23 protein-coding genes and 1 other annotated feature are annotated in these 23,917 nt (G+C 40.8%); of the genes, 1 reads left to right on the top strand and 22 read right to left on the bottom strand.

All coding sequences use genetic code 11. The features are described 5' to 3' along the window. Positions 1–4 precede the first annotated feature (4 nt). The 21 genes from ADM50_RS08225 to ADM50_RS08325 form a co-directional block, all read right to left on the bottom strand. The gene (locus ADM50_RS08225; protein WP_080983092.1) at positions 5–331 is read right to left on the bottom strand and encodes a DMT family transporter; all 327 of its coding nucleotides are present in this window, start codon (positions 329–331) and stop codon (positions 5–7) included. Between the two features lie 50 nt (positions 332–381). Next, positions 382–666 (bottom strand): helix-turn-helix domain-containing protein, encoded by a 285-nt coding sequence (locus ADM50_RS08230; protein WP_008283941.1) that lies wholly within the window; start codon positions 664–666, stop codon positions 382–384. Positions 667–847: 181 nt separating this feature from the next. Next, complete coding sequence (locus tag ADM50_RS08235; protein ID WP_049485285.1) at positions 848–3,388, bottom strand: M1 family metallopeptidase; 2,541 nt, start codon at positions 3,386–3,388, stop codon at positions 848–850. A gap of 121 nt (positions 3,389–3,509) precedes the next feature. Further along, complete coding sequence (locus ADM50_RS08240) at positions 3,510–3,950, bottom strand: ASCH domain-containing protein (RefSeq protein WP_049485287.1); 441 nt, start codon at positions 3,948–3,950, stop codon at positions 3,510–3,512. Then, positions 3,947–4,795, bottom strand: coding sequence for a putative PEP-binding protein (locus tag ADM50_RS08245; protein WP_049485357.1), 849 nt, complete (start codon positions 4,793–4,795; stop codon positions 3,947–3,949). Before ADM50_RS08245 ends, ADM50_RS08240 begins: the two co-directional genes overlap by 4 nt. Further along, positions 4,773–5,273: an NUDIX hydrolase gene (locus tag ADM50_RS08250; protein ID WP_049485289.1), complete on the bottom strand. Its 501-nt coding sequence runs from the start codon at positions 5,271–5,273 to the stop codon at positions 4,773–4,775. The genes ADM50_RS08245 and ADM50_RS08250 overlap by 23 nt, the downstream gene beginning before the upstream one ends. A 10-nt stretch (positions 5,274–5,283) precedes the next feature. Next, the gene (locus ADM50_RS08255) at positions 5,284–5,982 is read right to left on the bottom strand and encodes a 3-oxoacyl-ACP reductase (protein WP_049485291.1); all 699 of its coding nucleotides are present in this window, start codon (positions 5,980–5,982) and stop codon (positions 5,284–5,286) included. Beyond that, positions 5,975–6,211 (bottom strand): DUF2829 domain-containing protein, encoded by a 237-nt coding sequence (locus ADM50_RS08260; RefSeq protein ID WP_033684947.1) that lies wholly within the window; start codon positions 6,209–6,211, stop codon positions 5,975–5,977. Before ADM50_RS08260 ends, ADM50_RS08255 begins: the two co-directional genes overlap by 8 nt. A gap of 91 nt (positions 6,212–6,302) precedes the next feature. Beyond that, on the bottom strand, positions 6,303–7,322 hold the full coding sequence (locus ADM50_RS08265) for a DNA/RNA non-specific endonuclease (protein ID WP_049485295.1): 1,020 nt from the start codon (positions 7,320–7,322) through the stop codon (positions 6,303–6,305). 167 nt (positions 7,323–7,489) lie between these two features. Then, a complete protein-coding gene (locus tag ADM50_RS08270) occupies positions 7,490–9,559 on the bottom strand; it encodes a glucosaminidase domain-containing protein (RefSeq protein ID WP_049485296.1) in 2,070 nt (689 codons plus the stop codon). Between the two features lie 110 nt (positions 9,560–9,669). After that, on the bottom strand, positions 9,670–10,656 hold the full coding sequence (locus ADM50_RS08275) for a dihydroorotate dehydrogenase (protein ID WP_161801148.1): 987 nt from the start codon (positions 10,654–10,656) through the stop codon (positions 9,670–9,672). Further along, a complete protein-coding gene (locus ADM50_RS08280; protein ID WP_049485299.1) occupies positions 10,619–11,419 on the bottom strand; it encodes a dihydroorotate dehydrogenase electron transfer subunit in 801 nt (266 codons plus the stop codon). The genes ADM50_RS08275 and ADM50_RS08280 overlap by 38 nt, the downstream gene beginning before the upstream one ends. Before the next feature lie 247 nt (positions 11,420–11,666). Then, positions 11,667–12,047, bottom strand: coding sequence for a lactoylglutathione lyase (gene gloA, locus ADM50_RS08285; RefSeq protein WP_049485301.1), 381 nt, complete (start codon positions 12,045–12,047; stop codon positions 11,667–11,669). Positions 12,048–12,144: 97 nt separating this feature from the next. Beyond that, entirely contained in the window at positions 12,145–14,817 is a 2,673-nt protein-coding gene (locus ADM50_RS08290; protein WP_049485302.1) for a J domain-containing protein, read from the bottom strand. Between the two features lie 13 nt (positions 14,818–14,830). Beyond that, positions 14,831–16,495: a molecular chaperone HscC gene (locus ADM50_RS08295; protein ID WP_049485304.1), complete on the bottom strand. Its 1,665-nt coding sequence runs from the start codon at positions 16,493–16,495 to the stop codon at positions 14,831–14,833. Between the two features lie 173 nt (positions 16,496–16,668). Continuing rightward, positions 16,669–17,028, bottom strand: a complete 360-nt coding sequence (gene rplT, locus ADM50_RS08300) for a 50S ribosomal protein L20 (RefSeq protein ID WP_049485306.1) — start codon at positions 17,026–17,028, stop codon at positions 16,669–16,671. A gap of 51 nt (positions 17,029–17,079) precedes the next feature. Next, on the bottom strand, positions 17,080–17,280 hold the full coding sequence (gene rpmI, locus ADM50_RS08305) for a 50S ribosomal protein L35 (protein WP_001125942.1): 201 nt from the start codon (positions 17,278–17,280) through the stop codon (positions 17,080–17,082). Between the two features lie 32 nt (positions 17,281–17,312). Continuing rightward, positions 17,313–17,843, bottom strand: coding sequence for a translation initiation factor IF-3 (gene infC, locus ADM50_RS08310; RefSeq protein ID WP_000848184.1), 531 nt, complete (start codon positions 17,841–17,843; stop codon positions 17,313–17,315). A gap of 15 nt (positions 17,844–17,858) precedes the next feature. Then, positions 17,859–17,990 (bottom strand) — a sequence feature (ribosomal protein L20 leader region). A 72-nt stretch (positions 17,991–18,062) separates the two neighbouring features. Continuing rightward, positions 18,063–20,303, bottom strand: coding sequence for a DNA internalization-related competence protein ComEC/Rec2 (locus tag ADM50_RS08315; protein ID WP_049485308.1), 2,241 nt, complete (start codon positions 20,301–20,303; stop codon positions 18,063–18,065). Beyond that, positions 20,287–20,937 carry a helix-hairpin-helix domain-containing protein gene (locus ADM50_RS08320; RefSeq protein ID WP_042902392.1) on the bottom strand — a complete coding sequence of 217 codons (651 nt, stop codon included), beginning with the start codon at positions 20,935–20,937 and terminating at the stop codon, positions 20,287–20,289. Before ADM50_RS08320 ends, ADM50_RS08315 begins: the two co-directional genes overlap by 17 nt. Positions 20,938–21,003: 66 nt before the next feature. Further along, complete coding sequence (locus tag ADM50_RS08325) at positions 21,004–21,573, bottom strand: GNAT family N-acetyltransferase (RefSeq protein WP_049485310.1); 570 nt, start codon at positions 21,571–21,573, stop codon at positions 21,004–21,006. Positions 21,574–21,749: 176 nt separating this feature from the next. Here ADM50_RS08325 and ald point away from each other — a divergent pair, with 176 nt between their 5' ends. Continuing rightward, the gene (gene ald, locus ADM50_RS08330; RefSeq protein WP_044020932.1) at positions 21,750–22,862 is read left to right on the top strand and encodes an alanine dehydrogenase; all 1,113 of its coding nucleotides are present in this window, start codon (positions 21,750–21,752) and stop codon (positions 22,860–22,862) included. A gap of 49 nt (positions 22,863–22,911) precedes the next feature. Here the strand turns inward: ald and ADM50_RS08335 are convergent, their stop codons facing one another. Continuing rightward, positions 22,912–23,898, bottom strand: coding sequence for a PhoH family protein (locus ADM50_RS08335; protein ID WP_000658201.1), 987 nt, complete (start codon positions 23,896–23,898; stop codon positions 22,912–22,914). Positions 23,899–23,917: the final 19 nt, after the last annotated feature.

Below are 23,917 nucleotides of genomic sequence, written 5' to 3' on the forward strand. Positions count from 1 at the left end.
CTCATTAGTGAACCTTTTGTGATAGGTTTAATATAACAAGCCCCACAATAACTAAAGCAATTCCCAAGAGACTTGCGAACGCTACTTTTTCATGAAAAAGCAAAATAGATAGCACAGTTGTTCCAACCAAACCAACACCAGACCAAATAGCATAGACTAGATTTAGTTGTATGCCTTTCAAAGACAAAGATAGAAAGAAAAAACACAAGCCATACAAAACTAAAGCAAGAATCCCAAAAAGCATTTTCGAAAAACCTTGCGACAGTTTTAACAGACTTGTGGCAGCTATTTCAGATACAATAGCAAGAGTTAAATAAACGTAAGACATCATTGTCCTCCTAGAATCAATAGAATTGAAAAGCTAGTCGGAAAACAATTGATTTAGCGATGAGTGGAAGCGAAGCAAGTCCAAAGTGTACAAGCATTAGCTAAAATCATAGACTTGATCTTTGAATTCTTGTAAACAGGAATCTTTTTTCGTCCACATAACTCATCTAAAGAGATCTGATAAAAATCAGCTAAGCGAATCAAACTATGACTATCTATAATTGTTTTATCATTTTCCCAATTTGAGATAGTTTGACGAGTCGTCCCCAGATATTCTGCTATTTGATTCTGACTGTAGCCATTTTGTTCTCTAAATAACTTTAATTGTTTTCCTAACATCTGCATTTCCTCTTTATATTATTCTTTTCTTCACGAATTGGCTAGACGAAATTCTTTAACATCCTATACAATTCTAGGTAAAATTTCTTTGACATTGCTATTATAACACGATTTTCAGGATGGACACTTTATACTGACTTCCAAAAAACAGCAGATTGCAAGATCCGCTGTTTTTTATCTATTACTTACTTGCTTTCAAAACCTTTTCTACTGCTGCTTTTTCACGCTTAATCAAGTCAAAACGCGCTGCGATATCCTTGATCCCCATGCGGATGTTACGGCTAAGAGCTAGGTCAGAAAGTTGTGGTTCAAAGAATTCCTTGTACTCTACCAAGCGTTGCTCTGTTTTAAAGATATGTGATGGGAAGATGACAAAGCTGTCAAAGCTCATGTCACCACCAAGGGCCGCCTTAATCCAATCCCAGTTTTCACGCGCCCAAACCCAAACAGTTTCTTGTGTAGCTTGGTGTCCGAGGAATTGAAGGTACCATGAAGAAAGGTCTTGTGGTTTCACTACAAATTTGTCCTTCCATGAACGAATCAAGGTTTGGATATTGTCAGCATCTGTACTGTAGGCTAGAGCAGCTGCCAACTGGCGTTTAAAGACCGCATCAGTGGCATGAGTGTAGAGGTCCAGATAAGTTGCGACCAAGTCCTTGGTCTCATGGTGTTTCATCTCATTGATGAGAACTTGTGCACGGATGGCTGCTGGAAGTCCTGCAAGATTCTCCTTATGAGCTGCAAAGATTTGGCTAGCGACTTGACTAGCTTCTGCATCATTTGAGCGAATCATCATAGAAACGGCCAACTGACGAACCAATTCATCCTCATCTGATTCCCCGTCTTTGGCTTCAAAGCCAAGACGGTCATAGTTGTGACGAGCCAATTTAGCAACGAGTGTATTAAAGGCTTTCTCAGTTTCTGTTCCTTCATCAATAAAGCGCTCAAGGGCAGAAATCACTTGAGAAACAGCTGAAACAACAAGGTAAGACTCTTCCTTAGCAAGTTTATCAAGGACTGGGAGCAAGTCAGCATAAGAAATGTGCCCTGCTTCAGCAAGCAGACGACGTTCTTGGACGATTTGTAGTTTGCTTGTATTATCAAGCTCAACTAGGTCAGCAAGAACTGCATCTAACAAGTCTCCTTGATAGTCGGTAATGTAGTGGGCTGTATTTTCCGTGTTGAGACGAAGGGCTCCTTTATTTTCAGCAAGAAGGGCTGCATAGCCTGGAATTTCGATACTTTCAGTTTCAAGTGTATCTGGTAATCCTTTCCAGTTGCTGTTGAGTGGCACCACCCAGAGACGGTTCTTGTCTTCGTGCTCACCGATGAAGAATTGTTTTTGCGAAATCTTCAAGACATCATTTTCAACTTTGACAGTGAGAACTGGATAGCCAGGTTGTTCCAACCAAGAATCCATGAAGGCTGCAACATCTCGTCCTGATGCCTGACCAAGGGCATTCCAAAGGTCACGACCAATGGTGTTGCTGTACTGGTGCTTTTCAAAGTAAGCATGCAAGCCTTTAGCGAAATCCGCATCACCGAGCCAACGGCGAAGCATGTGCATGAGACGGCTTCCTTTGGCATAGACGATAGCGCCATCAAAGAGCGTATTGATTTCATCTGGGTGTTTAACTTCAACATGGACAGACTGAACACCATCCGTCGCATCGCGTTTAAGTGCCGCTGGAACTCCACCTGTTTGGAAGTCTTCAAAGATATTCCAAGTTGGTTCAATGGCATCGACACAGACGTATTCCATCATGTTAGCGAAGCTTTCATTGAGCCAGAGGTCATCCCACCATTTCATAGTCACGAGGTTTCCAAACCATTGGTGGGCCAACTCATGCGCTACAACTAGGGCAACTTGTTGACGGCTAGCAAAGGTTGAGTTCTCATCCACAACCAAGTAAACTTCACGGTAGGTTACCAGACCCCAGTTTTCCATTGCACCCGCTGAGAAGTCAGGGAGGGCGATATGAAGAGATTGAGGGATTGGGTACTTAACTCCGTAGTAATCTTCGTAAAACTCGATTGAGCGAACGGCAATGTCCAATGAGAAATCAAGGTTTGATAATGGGTGAGCTTTGGTTGAATAGACACCTACGAGGGTACCATTTTTAGTTTTAGCAGTAACCCCTTGCAAGTCACCAGCTACAAAGACCAACAAGTAAGATGACATACGAGGTGTTGTCGCAAACTTCCAGATACCTGTTTCCTTGCGGTTATCCACATCAATTTCAGGCATGTTTGACAAGGCAAACTCACCTTCAGCTTGGTCAAAACGGAGAGCGAGATCAAAGGTTGCTTTGGCTTCTGGCTCATCCACACACGGAAAGGCTTCACGCGCAAAATGGCTCTCGAACTGAGTAGACAAGACTTCCTTCTTGACACCATCCACTGTGTAGTAAGAAGGGTAAATACCTGTCATGTTGTCTGTGATTTTTCCTGAAAAAGCAATGACTAATTCAACTTGACCAGCCTCAGCCAATTCGACATGAAGGGCTTCATTTTCATGATCAACTGTAAATGGACGAGCTTGACCCGCAACTTCTACAGAAGCGATTTCCAAGTCTTTTTGGTGAAGGGAAATACGGTCAGTCTTGGCTTGACCAGTGATGGTCACCTTCCCAGAAAAGGTCTTGGTCTCACGACTCAAGTCTAGAAATAAATCATAGTGTTCAGGAACAAATTGGGTAATAAAATGTTCAACTGCTTGCATAGTTTTCTCCTATTCTAAGTTTAAGAGTTTTACTCTTATTCAAACAAACTTATTATATCATGTTTTGCTTAAGAAAAAAGGATTGGACGGTGATTTCCAAAACTTTCTTCCTCCTAGCGGTCTACAGAGGGTAGACCTTGCGAAATTCTTCTAATACAACCTTGCTGTCAGGCGTAAAAGTTAGTCCTGCCTCTCTCAGCCACTCGGCGAAACAGTCCTCATGAACCTGACGCCAATAGGCTAGGGATTTGTCACCTTCCCCTTCCTTAAAGGCATGTTCAGCAGAAACTTGATTGAAAGGCTGAACGGAAACCTTAGTAATTTCGACAATGCAGACAGCCTGATTTTGACTGTCTAAAATGATATCGAAGGTCCCTTCTTGTGGAAGGGGTTCGTTATCAACTGCATAAAGATCATAGGCTGATGCAGTTGCCGTCTTTTCACCTTTTAAAACCAAATCTGCCAAGAGATCGGCTTCCACTCCAAAAGCCCAGGCATCTATCTCATCTCCAATCGAGGGGTTGATTTGCTTATACGCATTCCACATTTCTTGAGGTGTCATGGGTTGCTCCTTTGTAATTTTTTACTTTTTTCTTTTATGTGTTTGAGGTGGTCTGGATGGTTAATTTCTAAATCAAAAATCTCTGGAATAGAACTGTAGTGGATAATGCACTCAATCCCCATCTGATTCATTTTTTCTATGAAAGAAGCATTCAGATAGCCTGCTACAGCAAAGTCAATCTTTTTAGTATTTGATTTTTCCTGCATTTGTCTCAGCATATCTAACATAATGGGACTTTCCATATCATGCCATTGACTGTTTCTCACAGTCGCAAAAACAAAAGAAGTCAAATCATTCATTCCAACTATAATCTTTGAAATACCAGTTTCTATTATTCTGTCCAAGTCAAAATAAGCTGACGGTAATTCAATCATTGTGCCGACTTTTCCAGTAAAACCATGCTCACGCAATACTCTAATAACTTGCTTTAACTGCTCAGCATCATTGACAAAAGGAAAGATAACAGACAGATTGGGATTGGTTTGATAAACTTCTGTAACGACATGTGCCTCAGCCTGAAATTCATTCGGACACGCCAGCAAACGCCTTATCCCTCTATATCCAAACAAGGGATGATTTTCATCAAAATGCTCTTTAGTTCCCTCTAAACAATTAGCTTCTGTATTTGTTAACTCTGAGAAACGATACCAAACCTCTTCATCTGAGTACAAGGAGCAAATGGTATCTAGATAATCTTTTACAAATTGTTGACAACTTGCTAATAGGATGTTTTGATTAAGCTCTCTCAACAAATATTCTCCACGAATCATACCGATGTGGTGCAATAACTGAGGATACACTTTTTCAACAATTTGTTCGCCACTAAGGACAAGTTGGTTTCTCATCATTCACCTTCCAATTCATATACAAGGTCTTGTCCAGCTCTGGAAATCCTAATAATTCAGACTTGACCTTCAAGACTAATGGTGATGCATTTTCTTCTGTGATTTTCTGAATATCCATCCAAATATATCCGAGTGAATCATTCGCACCATCAGAGACAGCTTCCGAAATCGTAACCTGAGGTTCCTTCTCGTTGACCTCAATATCATAAAATGCCATGATATGGTGAACCATAAAATTTTTTAACTCTTCCCTGACGAAAACATCGTAGATTCGAGGATTGAAGTAGCTTCTAACAGTAAATCCTGTCTCTTCCATAACTTCTCTAATCAGCGTTTCCGTCAATCCTTCACCAAGTTGCTGACTACCACCAGGTAGATCATAACGATGTTGATAAGGGCCTCTCATTTTTTCAATGCAGAGTAATTTCCCGTTTTCAAAGCAAACAGCATAGACTCCAAAGTGTTTTTTGATTTCCATCCAACTCCTCCTACTTCAACGACCAACCACCATCAATGGTCAGGATTTGTCCTTGCATGGAGCTCGCTTTTCCACTTGCTAAGAAAAGGCTAATCTCTGCTACTTCCTCTGGCTCAATCCAGCGCTTGATTGGCGTTTCACTAGCTACCCAGTCAGCTAAGCCACCTGGTTCAAAGTCCGCAGCGGTCATAGCTGTCTTGACTGCCCCTGGAGCAATTCCAAATACCTGAATCCCAGCCTCAGCATAGTCTAGAGCCAACTGCTTGGTAAAGCCAGCTAAGGCGTGCTTAGACGAGGTATAGGCGTGACCACCTCCGCCAGCTAGACTTGAAGCAATCGAACACATATTGATAATGATTCCTTTTTTATTTTCCAGCATTTGCGTCAAATAATAACGAGTCAACTCAACAGGAGTCATATAGTTGATTTCAAAAATCTCTTGAATTTCCTGCGCTGATTGTTCCAAAAGTGGTTTGTAATCATCCAAAACTCCTGCAGTATTGCACAAAACATCCACATAAGGACACCAATCAAAAATTGGCTCCAAGTCCAAGGTCAAATCTCTCTGTAAAAAGTGGAAATCACCCTGTAAGAGTGGATTTTCACCTTGGTCCACACCATAAACTTGATAACCCTTCTCTAAAAAGAGTCGAGCTTGAGCCAGACCAATCCCTGAACTTACTCCCGTAATCAATACACGTCTAGTCATACACTTCTACCCAATCCGTCGCCAAAACATCACAAGGTGTCGGGCTCCACATGGAAAAACCTTCTCCCTCCCCAGACACGTTGATTAGAAAATAAGGCGTCACTTCAAGTGCAACCCCGTTTTGTTCGATAGTGTCAAAGAGTTGGACATAGTTTTCAGCCCCTCCCCAACCAGTTCGTACATATTTTTTCTTAGCCTTTAATCCAGGCAGGATTTCTTCAAAAGTCATGATGTTCTCCTTCAATTCTACATTCTTCATTTAATTATAACAAAAAACCGTTTTCCGACGGCTTTTTGACTGTATATCTACTAAATTCTTCCTACCACTGCAATCCGGCTTCTCTAATTTCTTTCTTAGAAGCAAATTTACCATTTGGTCTGTGCCATCTTCCGTTTTTATCTCTAAAGTAGCCACCTGAATTTGTTGATTGCGAGTTTGATTCCTGGCTTTCTTCCTTTTCTTGTGCGGCTTGGCGAGCTTTTTCCTGCTCTTCTTCTTTTGCTTTCTTTTCAGCTGCTTCTTTTTCTTCAGCCTCTTTCTTGGCTTTTTCCTCAGCTTCTTTTTTAGCTTTTTCTTCTTTGTTTTCAACTGTATTTTTAGCCGTACCATCCAAGTAATTGATTTCCGCATTAGCTGAAACATTGTCTAAAACGACATGCGTCACTGAATACTGATTAACCTTTTCTTTACTACCACCCAATTTGATTTCCAATAGTTTGCCATTTTCATCAATTCCCACATACTGCAATTCAATTTGTCTCGGAATCAATTCATCTTTCTGATAGATTGGGGTCACCTTGTAGTCAAGATAGTAGTTCGGATGATTGGCCAACCAAGAGTCCAATCGATTCTCATAGTAAAGCATGCTACTTTGGTTTTGGTCATCTGTTCCAGAATAATTTCCAGCATTGAGCCAGTTAGTCATAGGAACCAAGTTTTTCTTTTCATCGTTTAATCCACTAAACTGGTACCCAACCAAATGACCACGACTCATCAACCAAGCTTCTTTTTTACCATCACCATAAAAGAATTTATAATTGTGCCATCCAACTGGATCATAAGTCAACTTGGACTCTCTCTTCTCAGTTGGCTCATCACTGTCCTTAAGTTGAATATGAGCACCCGTTGCGCGTGATTTAGAATCCAATTCCCCAAGTTCTAGTTGTTTCTCATTTTTAAAAGGCAAGAGCCCAGCTTCTTTAAACAACTTCTCATCAAACTTGATTTGCTTCTGTTCAATTTTTTCTTCTGAGACCTTTGATTCCGCCTTATGTCCAGAACAAGCAACTAGTGTTGTGATTGAAAGCAAGGCAATTGAGAAGGATAGTAATTTTTTCATAAAATCCTCCTTTCTATATAGTAAATAGATTAATATCTCCTATTACATTTTACTATCATTTTGATAATTGTTCAAGAATAAAGAGAATGTTATTATACTATTTCTCCTCTAATGTTTAAAACAAAAACGATAACCACTTCTCAGTAGTTATCGTTGATTTGTTTTGATTAGTCTTTCCAACCAAGTTTGCTGTTGATAGTCATCATGATGCTGGCTATCTTCTCACCCCAGTATGGATCAGAAGCATAGCGAACATTCATCCCGGTTGCCTTGTTTCCAAGGTGGTCTCTACCGTAGTCAATGTAATTCTCACGAATCCACTTGGCCGCTCCAAGAATTCCTTTATCCACATTATCAAAGCTCTTGGCTGAGAGATATGGGCTAGTATCATAAGCAGCAATACCAAAGAAGTTGTTCTTATCTCTGGCAATTTGACTGCGTCCCCAAGCACTTTCAAGGGCACTATGTGCCATCAAGTAAAGGGCATTGACACCGTAGCGTTCTTCAGCTTCTTTGAAAGTCGCTCCTTTACCTGCAAGAGGACTATCCTGCAAGTTCATCATCGAATACAGTTTATCCAACTCAGCTGCACTATAATTACTTGGTTCTCTTAAGTTTTTATAGAGGAAAGGATTTTTAATTGTAAAGCCATCAAAATGCTCTCCATCAGTTGAGTAGTACTTCTTACCAATAACCATAGCAGATATGTGTGGAGCTACTTTGATACTCGTGTATGGAGAGAGTTCATGGTAAAGGAATTTCCCATCACTAGTATAATGAGGGATAAACTCGCTTCCTTCATCTACTGCTGTCAAATCACTTTGATTCATATAGCCAGACAAGCCAGAAATCGAAACTGCAAGTCGGCCACCTTTTCGCGTCGAACTATCCAGTGAAACAATGCTTCCTTGGTTAATGTAACTTAAGATTTCTCCAGATGCACTATAGACATAGGCAGTGATTGGTTTAACTTTGTAATATTTGGTTTTATCCGCAACATGCCATCTACCAGAAGCATCCAAGGTATGACCATCCACAGTTTCATTTTTTGCCATATAACCGCCTGATTTAAGGTAGTACCATGATTGGTCGGATGAATCGTAGATTAATTCTTTCTCAGCCATCTTTCCATTTGACTTGAGGTAGAACCAATTGTTCTTGTACCATACCCACTCACTCGTAGCCATATAACCACCAGATTTGAGATAGTAGTAACCATTATCCCAGAGCCATTCTTTATTGGCATAATTTCCATCAGAGTTAATATAGAACCAAGAGTTATAATTCTTGTCAAAGAGCCACCCTTTGCCAGCTTTTGCTCCACTGCTCGTCACATAACTGCGGTCAATCCAAGTTTCCGTAGAGAGGTAGCCGCCTGATTTGAAATGGTAATCCTTGCCTTTGATGGTTTGCCAACCTTTTTCAGCATAGGTTCCGTCAGCTTTCAAGTAAAACCAAGAGTTATAATTCTTGTCAAAGAGCCATTCCGATTTCAGTTTAGCTCCACTCTTCGCAACATAGAAGCGATCTATCCAGCGCTCGGTAGAAAGATAGCCACCTGATTTGAAATGGTAGTCCTTACCATCTATGGTTAACCAGCCATTTTCAGCATAGGTACCATCTTGTTGAAGGTAGAACCAACTGCTATAGTTGTAATCATAAATCCAGGCTTGTTTAACCTTATGACCTTTTTCTGATATATAGTTCTTACCAAGCCAAGCATTTTTCAGCATTTTACCTTGTGAATTGATGTAGTACTGGTTCTCCCCTTGAGTGATCCACTCATCTTTGGCCATTTTCCCGTCTTCTTTAAGGTAATATTTTTCCTGACCTTGTTGAATCCATTCGTTTTGAGCTTTCTGACCATCAGACTTTAGATAATACCAGGATTCTTGTTCCTGATTAAATACCCACTGTTCCTTTGCTTTAGCACCACTTTCAGTCACATAGTACTGGCCAACCCACGTTTTCGTAGCTAATTTTCCAGCTTCGTTAAAATAGTAATCCTTACCACCAACTGTCAACCAGCCGTTCTCAGCACGATTTCCATCAGCTGTTAAATAAAACCAGGCCTGTTGCGTTTGGTCATAGATCCATTGGTTAGTTGCTGGTTTCCCGTCTGCTTTGAGGTAGGTCTTTCCTTGCCAAGTTCCCTCTTCTGCTTTTGCTGTCTCCACTACAGTAAAAAAACACCCCAATAAGCCAGCACTTACTAGGGCCACTTTCCATCGTTTCATTTAAATGCTCCAATAACGTTTTCTAAACCCTATTGTAACATAGTTAACCGACGGAAATATTACAAATTGATGAAGATTCTATTTCTTGTTGACGATAAGGAAAGACTAGCTTATCTCAGACTAGCTTTGACTTCCTTGCGTAGTTCTTCCAAACTGCTAATGCCATACTTATCCATGACTTTTGGTAGATGTTCGATGATATCAGGACAGGCATAAGGATTGGTAAAGTTGGCTGTTCCAACTCCGATGGCAGATGCCCCAGCCAGATACATTTCTAGCGCTGCTTCAGCCGAATCCACTCCTCCCATTCCAATGATGGGAAGGTCGGTTGTTTGGGCGACTTGGCGGATGAGTTTGAGGGCTACTGGAAAGACTGCTGGTCCAGACATTCCACCTGTTCCATTGGCTAGGATTGGCTTTCTGGTTTTGAGGTCAAAGCGCATACCGACTAGAGTATTGATCATGGTTAAGCCACTTGCCCCTGCATCTTCTGCGGCTTTGGCGATGGTGACAACATCCGTTACACTAGGGGTTAACTTAACATAAACTGGTACATGGGAAGCTTCCACAGCCGCTTTTACCACTTCATAAGCTAGATCAGGGTCTTGCCCAATCAAAAGTCCATGATTGCCATGATCCACATTCGGACAAGAGATATTGAGCTCGATAGCTTTTACATTTGCTGCCTTGGAAATCCCCTGAGAAACGGCAGCGTACTCTTGTTTTGAAAAGCCTGCAACATTGGCGATAATGGGAAGATTTGGATACTCTCTCTCCAGCCAAGGCAGTTTTTCAGCTAAAACAGCTTCTAAACCAGGATTTTGAAGGCCGATTGCATTGAGCATGCCAGCAGGTGTCTCTGCGACTCTTGGAGTTGGATTCCCAAAACGTGGTTCAAGTGTCGTCGCCTTGATCATAATGGAGCCTAAAAGGTCCAAATCATAGTACTTGGAATATTCCTGACCAAAACCAAAACAGCCTGATGCTGGTATGATGGGGTTTTTCAAGTCCAAGCCTGGTAGAGAAACTTGTAAGCGATTTGTAGTCATGACTTTCTCCTTATAATACAACTGTTCCTGTGCGGAAAACAGGACCATCTTCACAGACGCGTTGGCTGACGGTCTCACTATCTGGGACCTTTAGAACGCAGGCGTAGCAAGCCCCCATCCCACAAGCCATACGAGATTCTAGAGATAGATAGGCTCTTGGGTGGTCATAAAACCTTTGATTGATGTACTTCATCATTCCTGGAGCTCCACATGAGTAAACAGCATCAAATTGACTGTCTAAGTCATTAATGACGACTGACACATTTCCCTTAATGCCATAAGAACCATCATCTGTCGTTACAAAAACCTGACCATATTGGGCCAATTCTGTTTCGAGAATAACAGCATCCTTGTTGGCAAAACCGAGGACTGTTACTAGTTTCACCCTACGCGCATGCAATTCCTTAGCCACCTCAAGCAAGGGTGGAACACCAATCCCACCACCAACGAGGAGAACTTGGCTCTGATTGTCTAAATCAGACAAGTCAAAACCATTTCCCTGAGGCCCCATCACATCAAGAGTATCTCCCTGCCTTAAGGTTGAAAAAATAGCGGTCCCAGCCCCCTCAATCCGATAAATGAGGTGGCACTGCTTGTTTGCCTTGTCAATAGACGAAATTGAAATAGGACGGCGCAAGAGATGGGCATCATCAGGCACACGCAGATGAAGAAATTGTCCTGCTCGCATGGCTTCAACCATCTCCCCTTCTAGGACTAATTCAAAGATTGCTGGCGCAATTTCCTCTTGTGCGACCACCTTCATGGTTTCCAAACGAATAGCACCCAAACGTTTCTTACATGTGGGATTCATGACTTTTCCTCCTTAAATTTAAGGGGATCAGATAAAGAAAAGACCTTGCTAATGCAAGGCCTCAGTTGGGTTAGGCTAGAACTCATGCGCACACTTAAAAAGTCTCCACAGAGAGTCCCCTTATCCCTTTTATCTGACACCTTGTGAGTCTCTCTGGACTCCCCTTAAAGGTTAAATTTGTATTAGTATACTCTTTCAAAGAAAAAAAGTCAAGCAGAAAACGAACATTCTACTTGACTTTACTGGATTATTTTTCACGAATGACTTCGACCTTGTAGCCATCAGGATCCTTGATAAAGTAATAGTTTGGTTGAGTTCCTGGAAGTCCATTAGGGGCTGTCACCTCATAGCCTTTAGCGCTATGTTCTTGATGTAGCGCCTCAAGGTCAGGTGTACTGAGGGCAATATGGGCAAAGCCATCTCCTACCACATAAGGACCGTGATCATAGTTATAAGTCAACTCCAACTCATAGTCATCCCCCTCAAGTCCTAGATAGACAATGGTGAAAGCATGACCTGGAAAATCTCTGCGACGTAATTCTTTAAAACCAAAAGCATCTTGATAAAATGCAATTGATTTTTCAAGGTTTTCTACTCGCAAGCAAGTGTGTAGCATTTTTGAAGCCATTTTCATTACCTCTTTTATTTTAATAGTTCTATTATACCTTTATTCAGGAAAATTTACTAGAAACTTGAACTAGAGTCCTCTTCTCTAAGCTTTCATTCTAAGCAGCACTTTTACGATTTTCCTTTCGAATATTTCGCATAACCCAAAGTAGGATAAGGACGAAGAACCATTCTAGAAAATAAAATGCAAACTCATTGTTCATCAAGAGAACATCCACTTCCATTCGCTTACCAAGTAGATCCGTTACCGGACCAATCAAGATAATCAATAGACGCCGGATAAAAATAAAAATCTGGACACCATACAACATATGAATTTTCATTACCGCAGCGCTTGAATTTTGTTCCTTGGTGAAATAAGATAAGGCAATTGCGTTTAAGAATACTATCAGTGTTATTTTAAACGTATCCATACTGAGTATAACAGCATCAAAGAAAGCTAGCCGAACATGAACATAGGGAATTAGGTAAAACACAAGGATACCTAACAAGGCCGGAAGTAGAACTTTTATAACTGAAGATGGAAAACCTGACTTCAGTTTTGTATAGAAAACCACTGCAATAATAGGAATGAGAATATAAAGATAGTTTAAAACCAAACTAAAACTCAGTTCATTTTCGGTAGCCAAAGCAACTAGAAAGCCAGCTGATAGAAACAGTCCCAGTGGAACTAATTTGTTTAAAGAAACAGCCACTCTCATACCGTAACGTACCTGGAATCCATCGATGATAGAAAAAATAGTTATAAAAAATAAACAAGTAATGAGACCAAGCGGAACAACTGGAACAAAGGAAAGCAGTATCACCCCTAAAACCCACAGATTTCTATTGTAATAAAATTTTATTTTTGATCGTCGAGCAGTGAGGCCCTCTTTGATTGGTTGGTCCAGTCTCCTATGAATGTAGCAATTATAGAGAGTAACCATTCCTATATAAAGCCATCTATTTGAACTATCTATATCGTAGACGCTAAACATCAAACTGACAATCGTTAAAATCGCATAGAACATTATTAACAGCCTATTTTTTACCACCTCTCTTTTTATCCAGGTGAAATAGGATACTTTAGCATTCGGATGACAGAGTTGATAAGCAAAGTTGGTCATCTCATCGAGTTTCTGGTCTGTCTCCTCTGTCATCAAATGTGGAGCCATACTAGAAGTAGGGAATTGCCCCAATATAAACTTCAATAGCTCTCCGTCTGTAAAGCGGTGATTTTCCTTATAAATTTGTTCAAAAAAGATAGGATAAATACGAGGTTTCTCCTTAAAAACTTGTTTCCAAATCGTCCAATCATTGACAAGTTTATCATCTTTTAACAATTGATCGACAAAGAGATATCCCTCATAATACCAGAAATCAAATTTCTCTTTTTTATTGAACTCATATTTCTTGATATCCCATGGATAGGAATGCGCATCTTTCCAGAAAGTCAATTTTTTCAGATAGGCACTTTCTTCATCCTTGATATAATTCTTCACAAATTCAAAAACAAGATCTAGGACCTTTTCATTTGTAAATGGATAAACATCGATTTCCTCTAATAATTGAAGCAAGAGTGATTTATCCTGGGTGGATTCAAGGAGATAGTGCCAGGCTTGTACGAGTATATCCTCGTCTTGATTTGGACTGTAGACTAAGAGATATAATGCCTCCTCAACATCTGAAGGATTTAACAAATTGTAACGATGAATATCAACTGGTTCAGTTGTTTCTGCCTTCAATTCCTCCAAGTAAACTACAAGCTCGTCATAGGCTTTTTGTTCCTCTTTAGTATTACCTTGGCCAATCATATCGAGAATATAGGCCAATACTGGAACACTCTTAATATTGTAGACTTCATTATTCAACTGAATGAGTGTCATTTTAGTCCAATAAGGACGTCTAAAAAACTCTTTCCAGGATCTGATTTGATTGGCTGATTGAAAATCACCAAGAATCTCTTGACACATCAGATAAGAAGCATAAAACTGCTCTGTTTCCTTCCTAGCATTTTCAAGGGAAACTTCATCCTTTTCGGTTTCCTTTATTTTTTCTCTCCAGAACTCAAGTTTATAGTAGTAACCCCAATCCTTAAAATCTCTTACGAAGTATTTTAAAAAGAGAATAAAGATGGAGAACTGGTCAGCTTGATTAAAAACATAAACATCCATTTCCTCTAGGACATTTTTAACAAAATACAAACTGTCTTGATAGTTATTAAAGAGCTGTTTCCAAAGATTTTCTTGTTCTTCTATGGTATAGTCAGGATTCCCTACAATACTTTCAATCGCATTTCGAATCAAATACTCTGACTCTAGGTAATCACTGAAATCTAAGACATTTCTAGATGCAGCTACCTCTTGAGAACTTGTATCTTCATTGACCGTTTCAAAATTTAGTCGAGGAGCGACTGGTTCATTGTAGCTTTCATTTGAAGCAGCAGTCTCATGAACATCACCAAAGTCAAGAGAAGGTTGTGCAGTATCTACTTGCTCAGTTTTCTCCTCAGACTTAAATAATTCAAAATCAAGTGAATTGGTAGATGAGTTTGTCGTTCTGTTTTCTTGCTCATTAATCTGCCGAGTGGAGCTAGCTTCACTTCTACCACTTTCTTGTCTGGTCTTTTTAGACCGTGCTTCTCTCAAAGCAGACTGGTAAGCTTCAACAATTTCTTGGTAAATTTCTGGTTGGTCTTCTGGGTGATAGAGCCGAACCAGTTCAGCATAACGCCTTCTAATAAGCTTGACGTCAGTCGTTGGCTCTATCCCTAAAGTTTCCCATATATTCATAAGGTCTCCTCTTTTATAGTCCTCGCTCTAGGAAGTCTAAATAGTTTGAAAATGATTGATAAAGTTTTGGCAAATGATAAACAGATGCTTGACTGACCTCTTCTTCAAATCGTCTAGTTTCAGCCATTAGCTCATCTCTTCTTCTCCCCAAGAGCATACTGTACACACGATTCGCTTTTTCAATCAAGAAACGATAAACCTCTGTTTCTTGAGCATTGATCTTATAGCGAGTCAACTCTGCTTGCTTAGCCTTGATTTCCCTTTCTGTCAGAGTAATACTATCTTGGAGAATAACATGACTAAAGACTTCCTGTGTTGAATCAATTTTCACTTCGACATCCAAAATTCCATTTAAATCATAGGTAAACCGAACTGTGAAACTTTCATTTACTCGAGTATTCACAGGGACGGGAACTTCTAATTCTCCTAGGAACAGATTTTGTGATGCCTTCATCATCTCACCTTGATAGACCTTTATCTTGACTTGACTCTGTCCCAATTCAGCCGTATAGTACTGTTCAATGCGTGAAGCAGGTAGGGTAGAATTTCGCTCAATAATCGGCGAAAAACGGTCTCCAACTATCTCAATCCCCAGTGTAAAAGGACAAATATCAGATAGTAATAAATCTCGTATCTCACCCTGGCGTTCTTTTATTCCTGCCAAAAGGGCACAACCTCTCGCAATCATCCGATCAGGATCATCCGATACCTGAACCATTTGATTGATACAGTAGGATAAAAAGTCCTGAACCAAGCGGAGTTTCGAAGTCCCCCCAACAAGAACAAAGTTATCTGATGACACATAGCTATAGCGTGCATCCATCAAGGCACGATCCAAAACAGCCTTAACACGGGCTAACAACGGTTGACAAAGCTCATAAAAACGCTGGTAGCTCAGGTCTAAAGTGTATTCCTGTTCTTGGTCCAGAACCGTCATCTTCACTTCTTCTTTATCATTGAGTTCTAGCTTTGTCTTTTCAGCCTGTACCAGAATCTTGCTATAAAATTCTCGGGAAATCGTATCCTTGGTTAATTGATTAGAAACTAAAAATTCCTCAGCAATAGCCGCAGTGAAGTCTTCTCCTCCCAAACGATTGTCCCCTGCGATCGACACGATTTCGACGATATTATCAAAAAGCTCTACAACTGAAATATCAAGAGTACCACCGCCAAAATCGACTACAATAAAAGATTGATCTTCCTGGTTTACCATAGATCTTTTAGCAAGAGCCGCTGCAGAAGGTTCATTGATAATCCGATCAATCTGAACGCCTGCAAATTTCCCTGCTAGTTTGGTCGCATAGCGTTGAGCATCATTGAAATAGGCTGGTACACTGACAATCACTTCCTCAACCTTTTCTCCAAGATAGGTCTCTGCATCGTCTACCAACTTTCGAATGATAAAAGAGCTCAATTCTTCAGCCTTATATGCTCGATTCCCTAACGTCAACTCATGTTTGGTCCCCATAAAACGCTTGAACTGAGAAACTGTCTTATCTGGGTGAGTTACCAAGCGTTCCTTGGCAATTTTTCCAACTATAATCTCATCATTGTCATCTAAAGCCACAACAGAAGGAGTCAAATACTCACCAAAAGCATTGGGAATCAACTTGACCTGGCCATCTTGGTATACCCCTACTAAAGAATTAGTCGTTCCTAAATCAATACCTACTATCATCTTCTTCTAACTCCAAATCTTTTAGATATTCCTATTATACAAGAAATATCCTATTTTCTTTGAAAAAATCTGTGATTTACTCTCTAAAATAGAAAATCGTTTAAGGAAAATAAAAAAGTTTCACCCTACTCTTGCGGTAAAAACCACGAGAGTAAGAATGAAACAGTTTGTCATTATTTACCAAGTTTTGCTTTAGCTGCATCTGCAAGAGCTGTGAAAGCTACTGCATCGTTAACAGCCAAGTCAGCAAGCATTTTACGGTTAACTTCGATTTCAGCCAATTTCAAACCATGCATCAATTGTGAGTATGAAAGTCCGTTCAAACGAGCTGCCGCATTGATACGAGTGATCCACAATTTACGGAAGTCACGTTTTTTCTGACGACGGTCACGGTATGCATAGTAGTAAGAGTTCATTACTTGTTCTTTTGCAGTACGGAACAAGATGTGTTTAGCTCCATAGTAACCTTTTGCTAATTTAAGAATACGTTTACGACGTTTGCGTGATACAACGCCACCTTTAACACGTGCCATGTTTTATTTCCTCCAAATATTTCCTAGAATTGTTTACTTACTGTTAGGCTATTATTTCAAGCGAGTAAGCATTGCTTTGATACGTTTGAAATCTCCTGAATGCACCATAGATGCTTTACGAAGATGACGACGTTGTTTCTTAGTTTTTCCGTGGAAACGGTGAGAAGTGTAAGCACGGAAACGTTTAAGTCCACCAGAACCTGTACGTTTGAAACGTTTAGCTGATGCGCGGTGTGTTTTTTGTTTTGGCATGATTTTTTCTCCTTTATTTAACTTTCTGACAATTATTTTTTGTCAGTTGCTGGCGCCAACTGCATGAACATTTGGCGTCCATCCATCTTAGCTCGTTGTTCGATGATTGCAATATCTTGTGTTGCTTCAGCAAACTCGGCTAAAACTTTTGCACCAATCTCTTTATGGGTGATCATACGCCCTTTAAAGCGAATGGATACCTTAACTTTATTTCCTTTTTCAAGGAACTTGCGTGCATTGCGAAGTTTTGTGTCAAAGTCACCCTTGTCAATAGTTGGACTCAGACGAACTTCTTTCACAGTAACAACACTTTGTTTTTTACGTTGTTCTTTTTGCTTTTTCTGATACTCAAATTTGAACTTACCGTAGTCCATAATTTTAGCAACAGGTGGTTTTGCTTGGGGTTGAATCAATACTAAGTCAACATTTGCACTATCAGCCAATGCTTGCGCTTCGCTGAGTGGCTTGATGCCTAGCTGTTCTCCCTCAAGACCGATCAAGCGAACTTCACGTACACGAATTTCATCATTGATGAATAAGTCTTGCTTTGCTATGGTTTTCACCTCTTTTTTATTATTAGAGAAAAACAATAGCAGGCTCGTAATAATACAAGCCCGCACGTTATGATAGCGTTTCTTAGAAACTTTTCATCCGTAGGGCCAGGCAACTTGATGTCACAAGGCGAGAAGCTCTCACTTCTGCTTTTCTCAACTTTTATATGATACCAAGTTTTCTATTCCTTGTCAAGATAAAAAGTCAATTTTTTAAAAACTTTGTCTATTTTATCGAACCGTTTCAATTCTCCAACTATTCCATCCTTTAAAGCGGATAGCCCCTTGCTGGTCAGTTCGGTAAATCTTACTCTTGATACTTTCCAGTCGTGTCAAGGTTTCCTGATGGGGGAGTTTCGCACGATTGTTTTTTCCAACTGAAATGAGAGTAATCTCTGGTTTGAGTTTTTCGAGGAAAACTGGATTTGATGAGGTTTTAGCACCATGTTGGCCTGCTTTCAAGACATCCACCTCTAGGTCAGGATATTGCTTCAGCAAATCCTTCTCTCTTTTTTCCTCCAAATTTCCTGTGAAGAGAAAGTGCTTATCTAAGAGTTTTCCATAAAGAACCAGAGAATCATCACGATCCCCATCTCCAATCTGCCTTAGAGATAGGACTTCTAACTGACTCCCAAAAATCGAAAAATTATCCCCCTCTGTCACACTGCGCACCTCGGTTTGGCTTGCTTCTAATTCTGCCACAAAATCCTTCTGTGTCAAACTTCGTTTTGATACTAAAATCTCCCCGACATGGAAAGCCTTTGTTACTTCTAGCAAATCGCCAATATGCTCCTTATCTGTATTTGTCAAAATCAGCTGGTCAATCTTGTCTACTCCTCGACTTTTAAGATAGGGAATCAAGGTTCTCTGGGCATTGCTGGTTGTCGCCTTTTCTTGCCAAGCCTCGATTTTCTTACTAGCTTCTACCTTACCACCAACATCTATGAGAATGGTTTTCCCAGTTACATCCCGTAGGAAAATACTCTCCCCTTGCCCCACATCCAGCATGGTAATTTCATTTTCAAGTGGATGCTTGGTCAGGAAAAAGAGCCCCACAATAAAGAGAATGACTCCTGCTATTCTTTTAATATTTTTCCTAAAATCATAGACTAAAGCTAATGAAACTAAGAGAAGAATCAAAAACCACGCATTGGGTTGACCAAAAACTAGAGGTCTACTTGCCAGCTGCGATACCAAGCGAATGATGTTCTCCAACCACTCAAAGACAAAGTTAAACTGAGTGACTGGGTAAATAAAAGACAGAATGAATAAGATGGACAAAAGTGGCAAGAAGACCACATCAAACAGAAAGGAAAAGACAACGGTCAAAAGGATAGACCAAGGCTGAAATTCTGCAAAATAGAAGGATAGAATGGGCAATATTCCCAAAGAAATGACCAAACTTTCTCTGGCAACAGCCTTGAGCCCCTCCCCTTCTTTGCTTGTCATGGTCAAGATAAAGGCGTAGGCACAGGACAAGACTCCTCCTGCAGTTAGGAAAAAGTTTGGCATAATGATAAAAAGGACAAGGATCGTCAAGGCAAAATTATCCAAACCCTTAACACCATGTTGGGCCAGTAACTTTTGCAAGAGACTGCGAATAACAGATGCTGAAAATCCTGTCAGACCTGCATAGATAAGAGAAAAGGGATAAGTTAGCCACTTCAACTTTTCTTGAGTTAAGCCCAATCGCAAGAGGAGTTTCTTAAAGGCATCCATGAAAAAGCCTACCTGCATACCCGACAAGGCAAAGAGATGGATAATTCCAAGACTGGAATAGAGCTCATTCATCTCCTCAAAGTCCGTGTCCAAATGTCCTAAAAGAAGACCTGTCATATAATTGCGCATAGGATCTGGAAAGCGCATCTTGATCCAAACTACAGCCTTCCGACGTAAACCAGACAGATTTTCTCCTATATCCCAACTTCTAACCTGTTTCATTGACTGGATACTCTTGATAGTCAAAATTTGGTAAATTCCTTGAGTCTTCAGATAGGCTTGGTAGTTAAAGCCACCAAAATTCCTCTGAACTTCAGGCTCTGAAAGTTTTCCTTCTATCTCTATCTCATGAAGGTCTGTTAAGGCCTGAAAGAGCTCTTTCTCTTCCTCGGACTGTAGCTTATAATAAACTTGGAAGGTGCGGCCCTCAGCCTTGCCCCGAAAGGACAGACTGTCTCCATTGACTTTGATGGTATCTGGTAAAATCCGTACCCTCTCAACAGAATCCGCTAGGTTTTGACTTGCTTGTGTCTGTTGCCAATTTTGAAACAAAAACCAAATTCCAAAAACTCCACAAATCGCTAGAACTCTACCGGCCGATTTCCAAGGAAATTGAAAAAAGAGACAGATGAGTAGAAAAACAAAGCCTAGTAAAGCAAGATAAGATACTGAGAAAATGGCATAGTAAGGCCAGAGTAACAGAAAACTCAGATAGATTAGGGGAATTGGGAAATTCTTAATCCACTGTGACATAATCTTTTAGCTTTTCTATGGTCTTAGCGCCAATACCAGAGACTTTCTTTAATTCATCTACCGACTTGAATTTGCCATTTGCCTCACGATGGTCGATAATATCCTGTGCTCGCTTTCTTCCCAAGCCTTTGACCTGCTTGAGTTCTTCCAGACTAGCTTTATTGAGGTTGACCTTCTTATCTTTACTTGTCGAAGGAGTCGTTCCTGAGGCAGCCTGCTGACTAGCCGCTTCTTCTCCCTTAGTTGGAACATAGACAAGAGCCTCGTCACTGACTTTCTGTGCTAGATTGAGCGACTTGCTATCTGCCTCATCTGTCAAGCCACCTGCCTTCTGAACGGCATCATGAACTCGACTTCCTACTGGCAAATCATAAATCCCTGGCGATTTAACAGCACCTTTGACATCTACCGTGATTAGATCTTGTTCAGCAGATTCTTCCTTTTCTTCCTTCTTGATTTCCTTTTCAGATGATGAATCCTTTGAAACAGCTGCAACTTCAGCCTGCAAATTTGTTTCTGTGACGGGTTTTTGTGTAGATGGTTTTAGCAAGAAAAATCCGCCCAAGGCCAAACCCAAACCAGCACAGATGACAATGATTTTATACTCTTTGATTTTCTCGATAATTGCTTCCATATTTTCTCCTCTCTTAAGTTATTCGCAAGAGAAAGAAAAAAACAGCTGAAAAATCTTTTCACCTGCTTATTTATTTGCAAAATAGTCTTCCTTAGTCAAGACATAATGAACCCTTGTGATCATTCGACCTGGTTCTTTATTATCCATTCTGGCATAGGGTTCTTCGTGGGAAAAACGCATACCTGATTTCTCCATGACCTTTCCTGATGCGGGATTGTCTTTATCGTGAAGAGCGGTCAACTTGTTCATTCCAATCTTCTCAAAAGCCAGTTCAATCACGGCACGATTGGCTTCTGTCATCAATCCCTGATTCCAATACTTTTGGTTGATAATGTAACCAATAGCTGCTTTTTTGAGAAGGGGGTCGATCTTGTGCAAGTCAATGGTACCAATAAACTGACCATTGCTTTTTAATTCGATTCCCCAACGGCCCAAGGGACTAGCCAAGTAAAACTGAGCGATGTTGTTCTTGGTTTCTTCTAGGCTTTGATTTGTTGGAAAAGTGTAGCGTGTATTTTCTCTGTCTGAGGCATACTCAAACATAGCTTCTGCATCGTCCAAGGTTACAGGTCGGAGCAACAAACGCTCCGTTTCTATTGATGGATACTGGGCAAATTTCACAAATATTGATTCCATACTTTTCCCTCCATTAGAGCTTGATTCTCACTAGTCTAGCATAAATAAATTTGGATGACAAGTTTTTCTTGATTTTTGAAGCGGTTTCATATACAATAAAACCATCACATTTTTGATTTATGAACTAAAATGTGACAACTAAAACAAGACCGTCAATTGAAAGGTAGGTTATCTCTATGTTAATCGGAATCCCAAAAGAAATTAAAAATAACGAAAACCGCGTTGCCCTCACTCCTGCTGGCGTCCATAGTTTAGTCAGCCGTGGACATCGTGTCCTCATCGAAACAAATGCTGGTCTAGGTTCAGGATTTACTGATGCTGACTATCAAAAGCAAGGAGCTGAGATTGTCGCTACTGCTGCTGAAGCTTGGGCTGCCGAGTTGGTCGTGAAAGTAAAAGAACCACTAGCTTCTGAATATGGTTATTTGCGCGACGATCTTCTCCTCTTCACCTACTTGCACATGGCCGCTGCTCCAGAATTAGCAGATGCTATGCTAGCAGCAAAAACAACAGGAGTTGCCTATGAAACTGTTCGTGATAATCAAGGACAACTACCACTCCTCGTTCCTATGAGTGAGGTTGCTGGTCGTATGGCTGTTCAAATCGGAGCCCACTTCCTTACTAAGCAAGCTGGTGGTTCTGGTGTCCTACTAGGTGGTGTACCAGGCGTTCCAAAAGGAAAAGTAACTATCATCGGTGGTGGTGTCGTCGGTACACATGCTGCCCGCATTGCCCTTGGTCTTGGTGCTCAAGTGACTATTTTAGATATCAGCGCTAAGCGTCTCTCGGTTCTAGAAGAAGTCTTTGGAAACCAAATTCAAACTCTTATGTCTAATTCATTCAACATCGAAGCAAGTGTGAGAGATGCTGATGTGGTGATTGGTGCAGTTCTCATCCCTGGTGCCAAAGCACCGAAATTGGTGACAGATGAGATGGTCAAACAAATGCGTCCAGGCTCTGTCATCGTTGATGTTGCCGTTGACCAAGGTGGCGTTATCGAGACAGCTGACCGTGTGACAACGCACGATGAACCTGTCTATGAAAAATACGGTGTTCTCCACTATGCCGTTGCCAATATCCCTGGTGCAGTTGCTCGTACCTCTACTATCGCCCTAACCAATGTCACTCTTCCTTATATCGAAGCTCTGGCTGGCAAAGGATTCGCACAAGCAATTGCTGAAGATGAAGGCTTGCGTCAAGGTGTGACCACTTATAAAGGTTACTTAACCAGCCTCCCAGTTGCTCAAGGACTCGATAAAGATCATACTTCTATCAACGAACTTGTTTAAAGCTATACACTCATTAAAAAAGAGCAGTTCAAATTGAACTGCTCTTTTGCTATTCTGTTTCTTGGTTCTTTTCTTCAACCTTAACTGGAGCCGGTTCATAAGCTCGGATAATCTGAGCGACAACTGGATGGCGAACCACATCCTTGGCTGAAAAATGAACAAAGTCGATTTGGTGAATGTTCTTGAGCTTTTCTTGAGCATCAATCAAACCGGACTTAACATTACGTGGCAGGTCAATCTGGCTGATATCTCCATTGACAATCATCTTCGAATTAAAGCCTAAACGAGTCAAGAACATCTTCATCTGCATGATGGTCGTATTTTGTGCCTCATCGAGAATGACAAAGGCATCATCCAAAGTCCGGCCACGCATATAGGCAAGGGGCGCGATTTCGATAATCTCACGCTCCATGAGACGGGTCGTTTGGTCTTTCCCGAGAATCTGATACAAGGCATCATAAACTGGTCGAAGATAAGGATCGACCTTCTCCTTGAGATCACCCGGAAGAAATCCTAGACTCTCACCTGCTTCCACTGCTGGACGAGTAAGGATAATCCGCTTGACCTGCCCGCGTTTAAGGGCAGTCACTGCCAAGGTCACTGCAAGAAAGGTCTTCCCTGTCCCTGCAGGTCCGATTCCAAAGGTCACATCATGCTGTTTGACACTGTCCACATAAAGCTTTTGACCCAAGGTTTTGACACGAATTGGTTTCCCAGTATTGTCCTTGATAATTTCTTCTTCGTAAAGGGCGACAAACTTGTCGATTTCATCGTTTTTGACCATGCTAATCGCAGTCACCACATCTGGCGTGCCGACTGTCATTCCACGATTTACCAAGACCATCAAAGCCTGAATAACCTGACGGGCTTCCTCACAGGCAGTCTCTTCGCCCAAAACCTGCACAATCTCCGTACGAGCATGAATCACCACATCGAGCTCTTCTTCCATCAAACGAAGATGGCGCTCATTGGAACCAAAAAGATGGAACAAGTCATCTGGATGACTCAGTTGAATGTCTATTGAATGTTCCTTCAAATAAAGAACCTCTCTAATC

Source organism: Streptococcus oralis (assembly GCF_001075675.1).
GTDB lineage: Bacteria > Bacillota > Bacilli > Lactobacillales > Streptococcaceae > Streptococcus > Streptococcus oralis_V.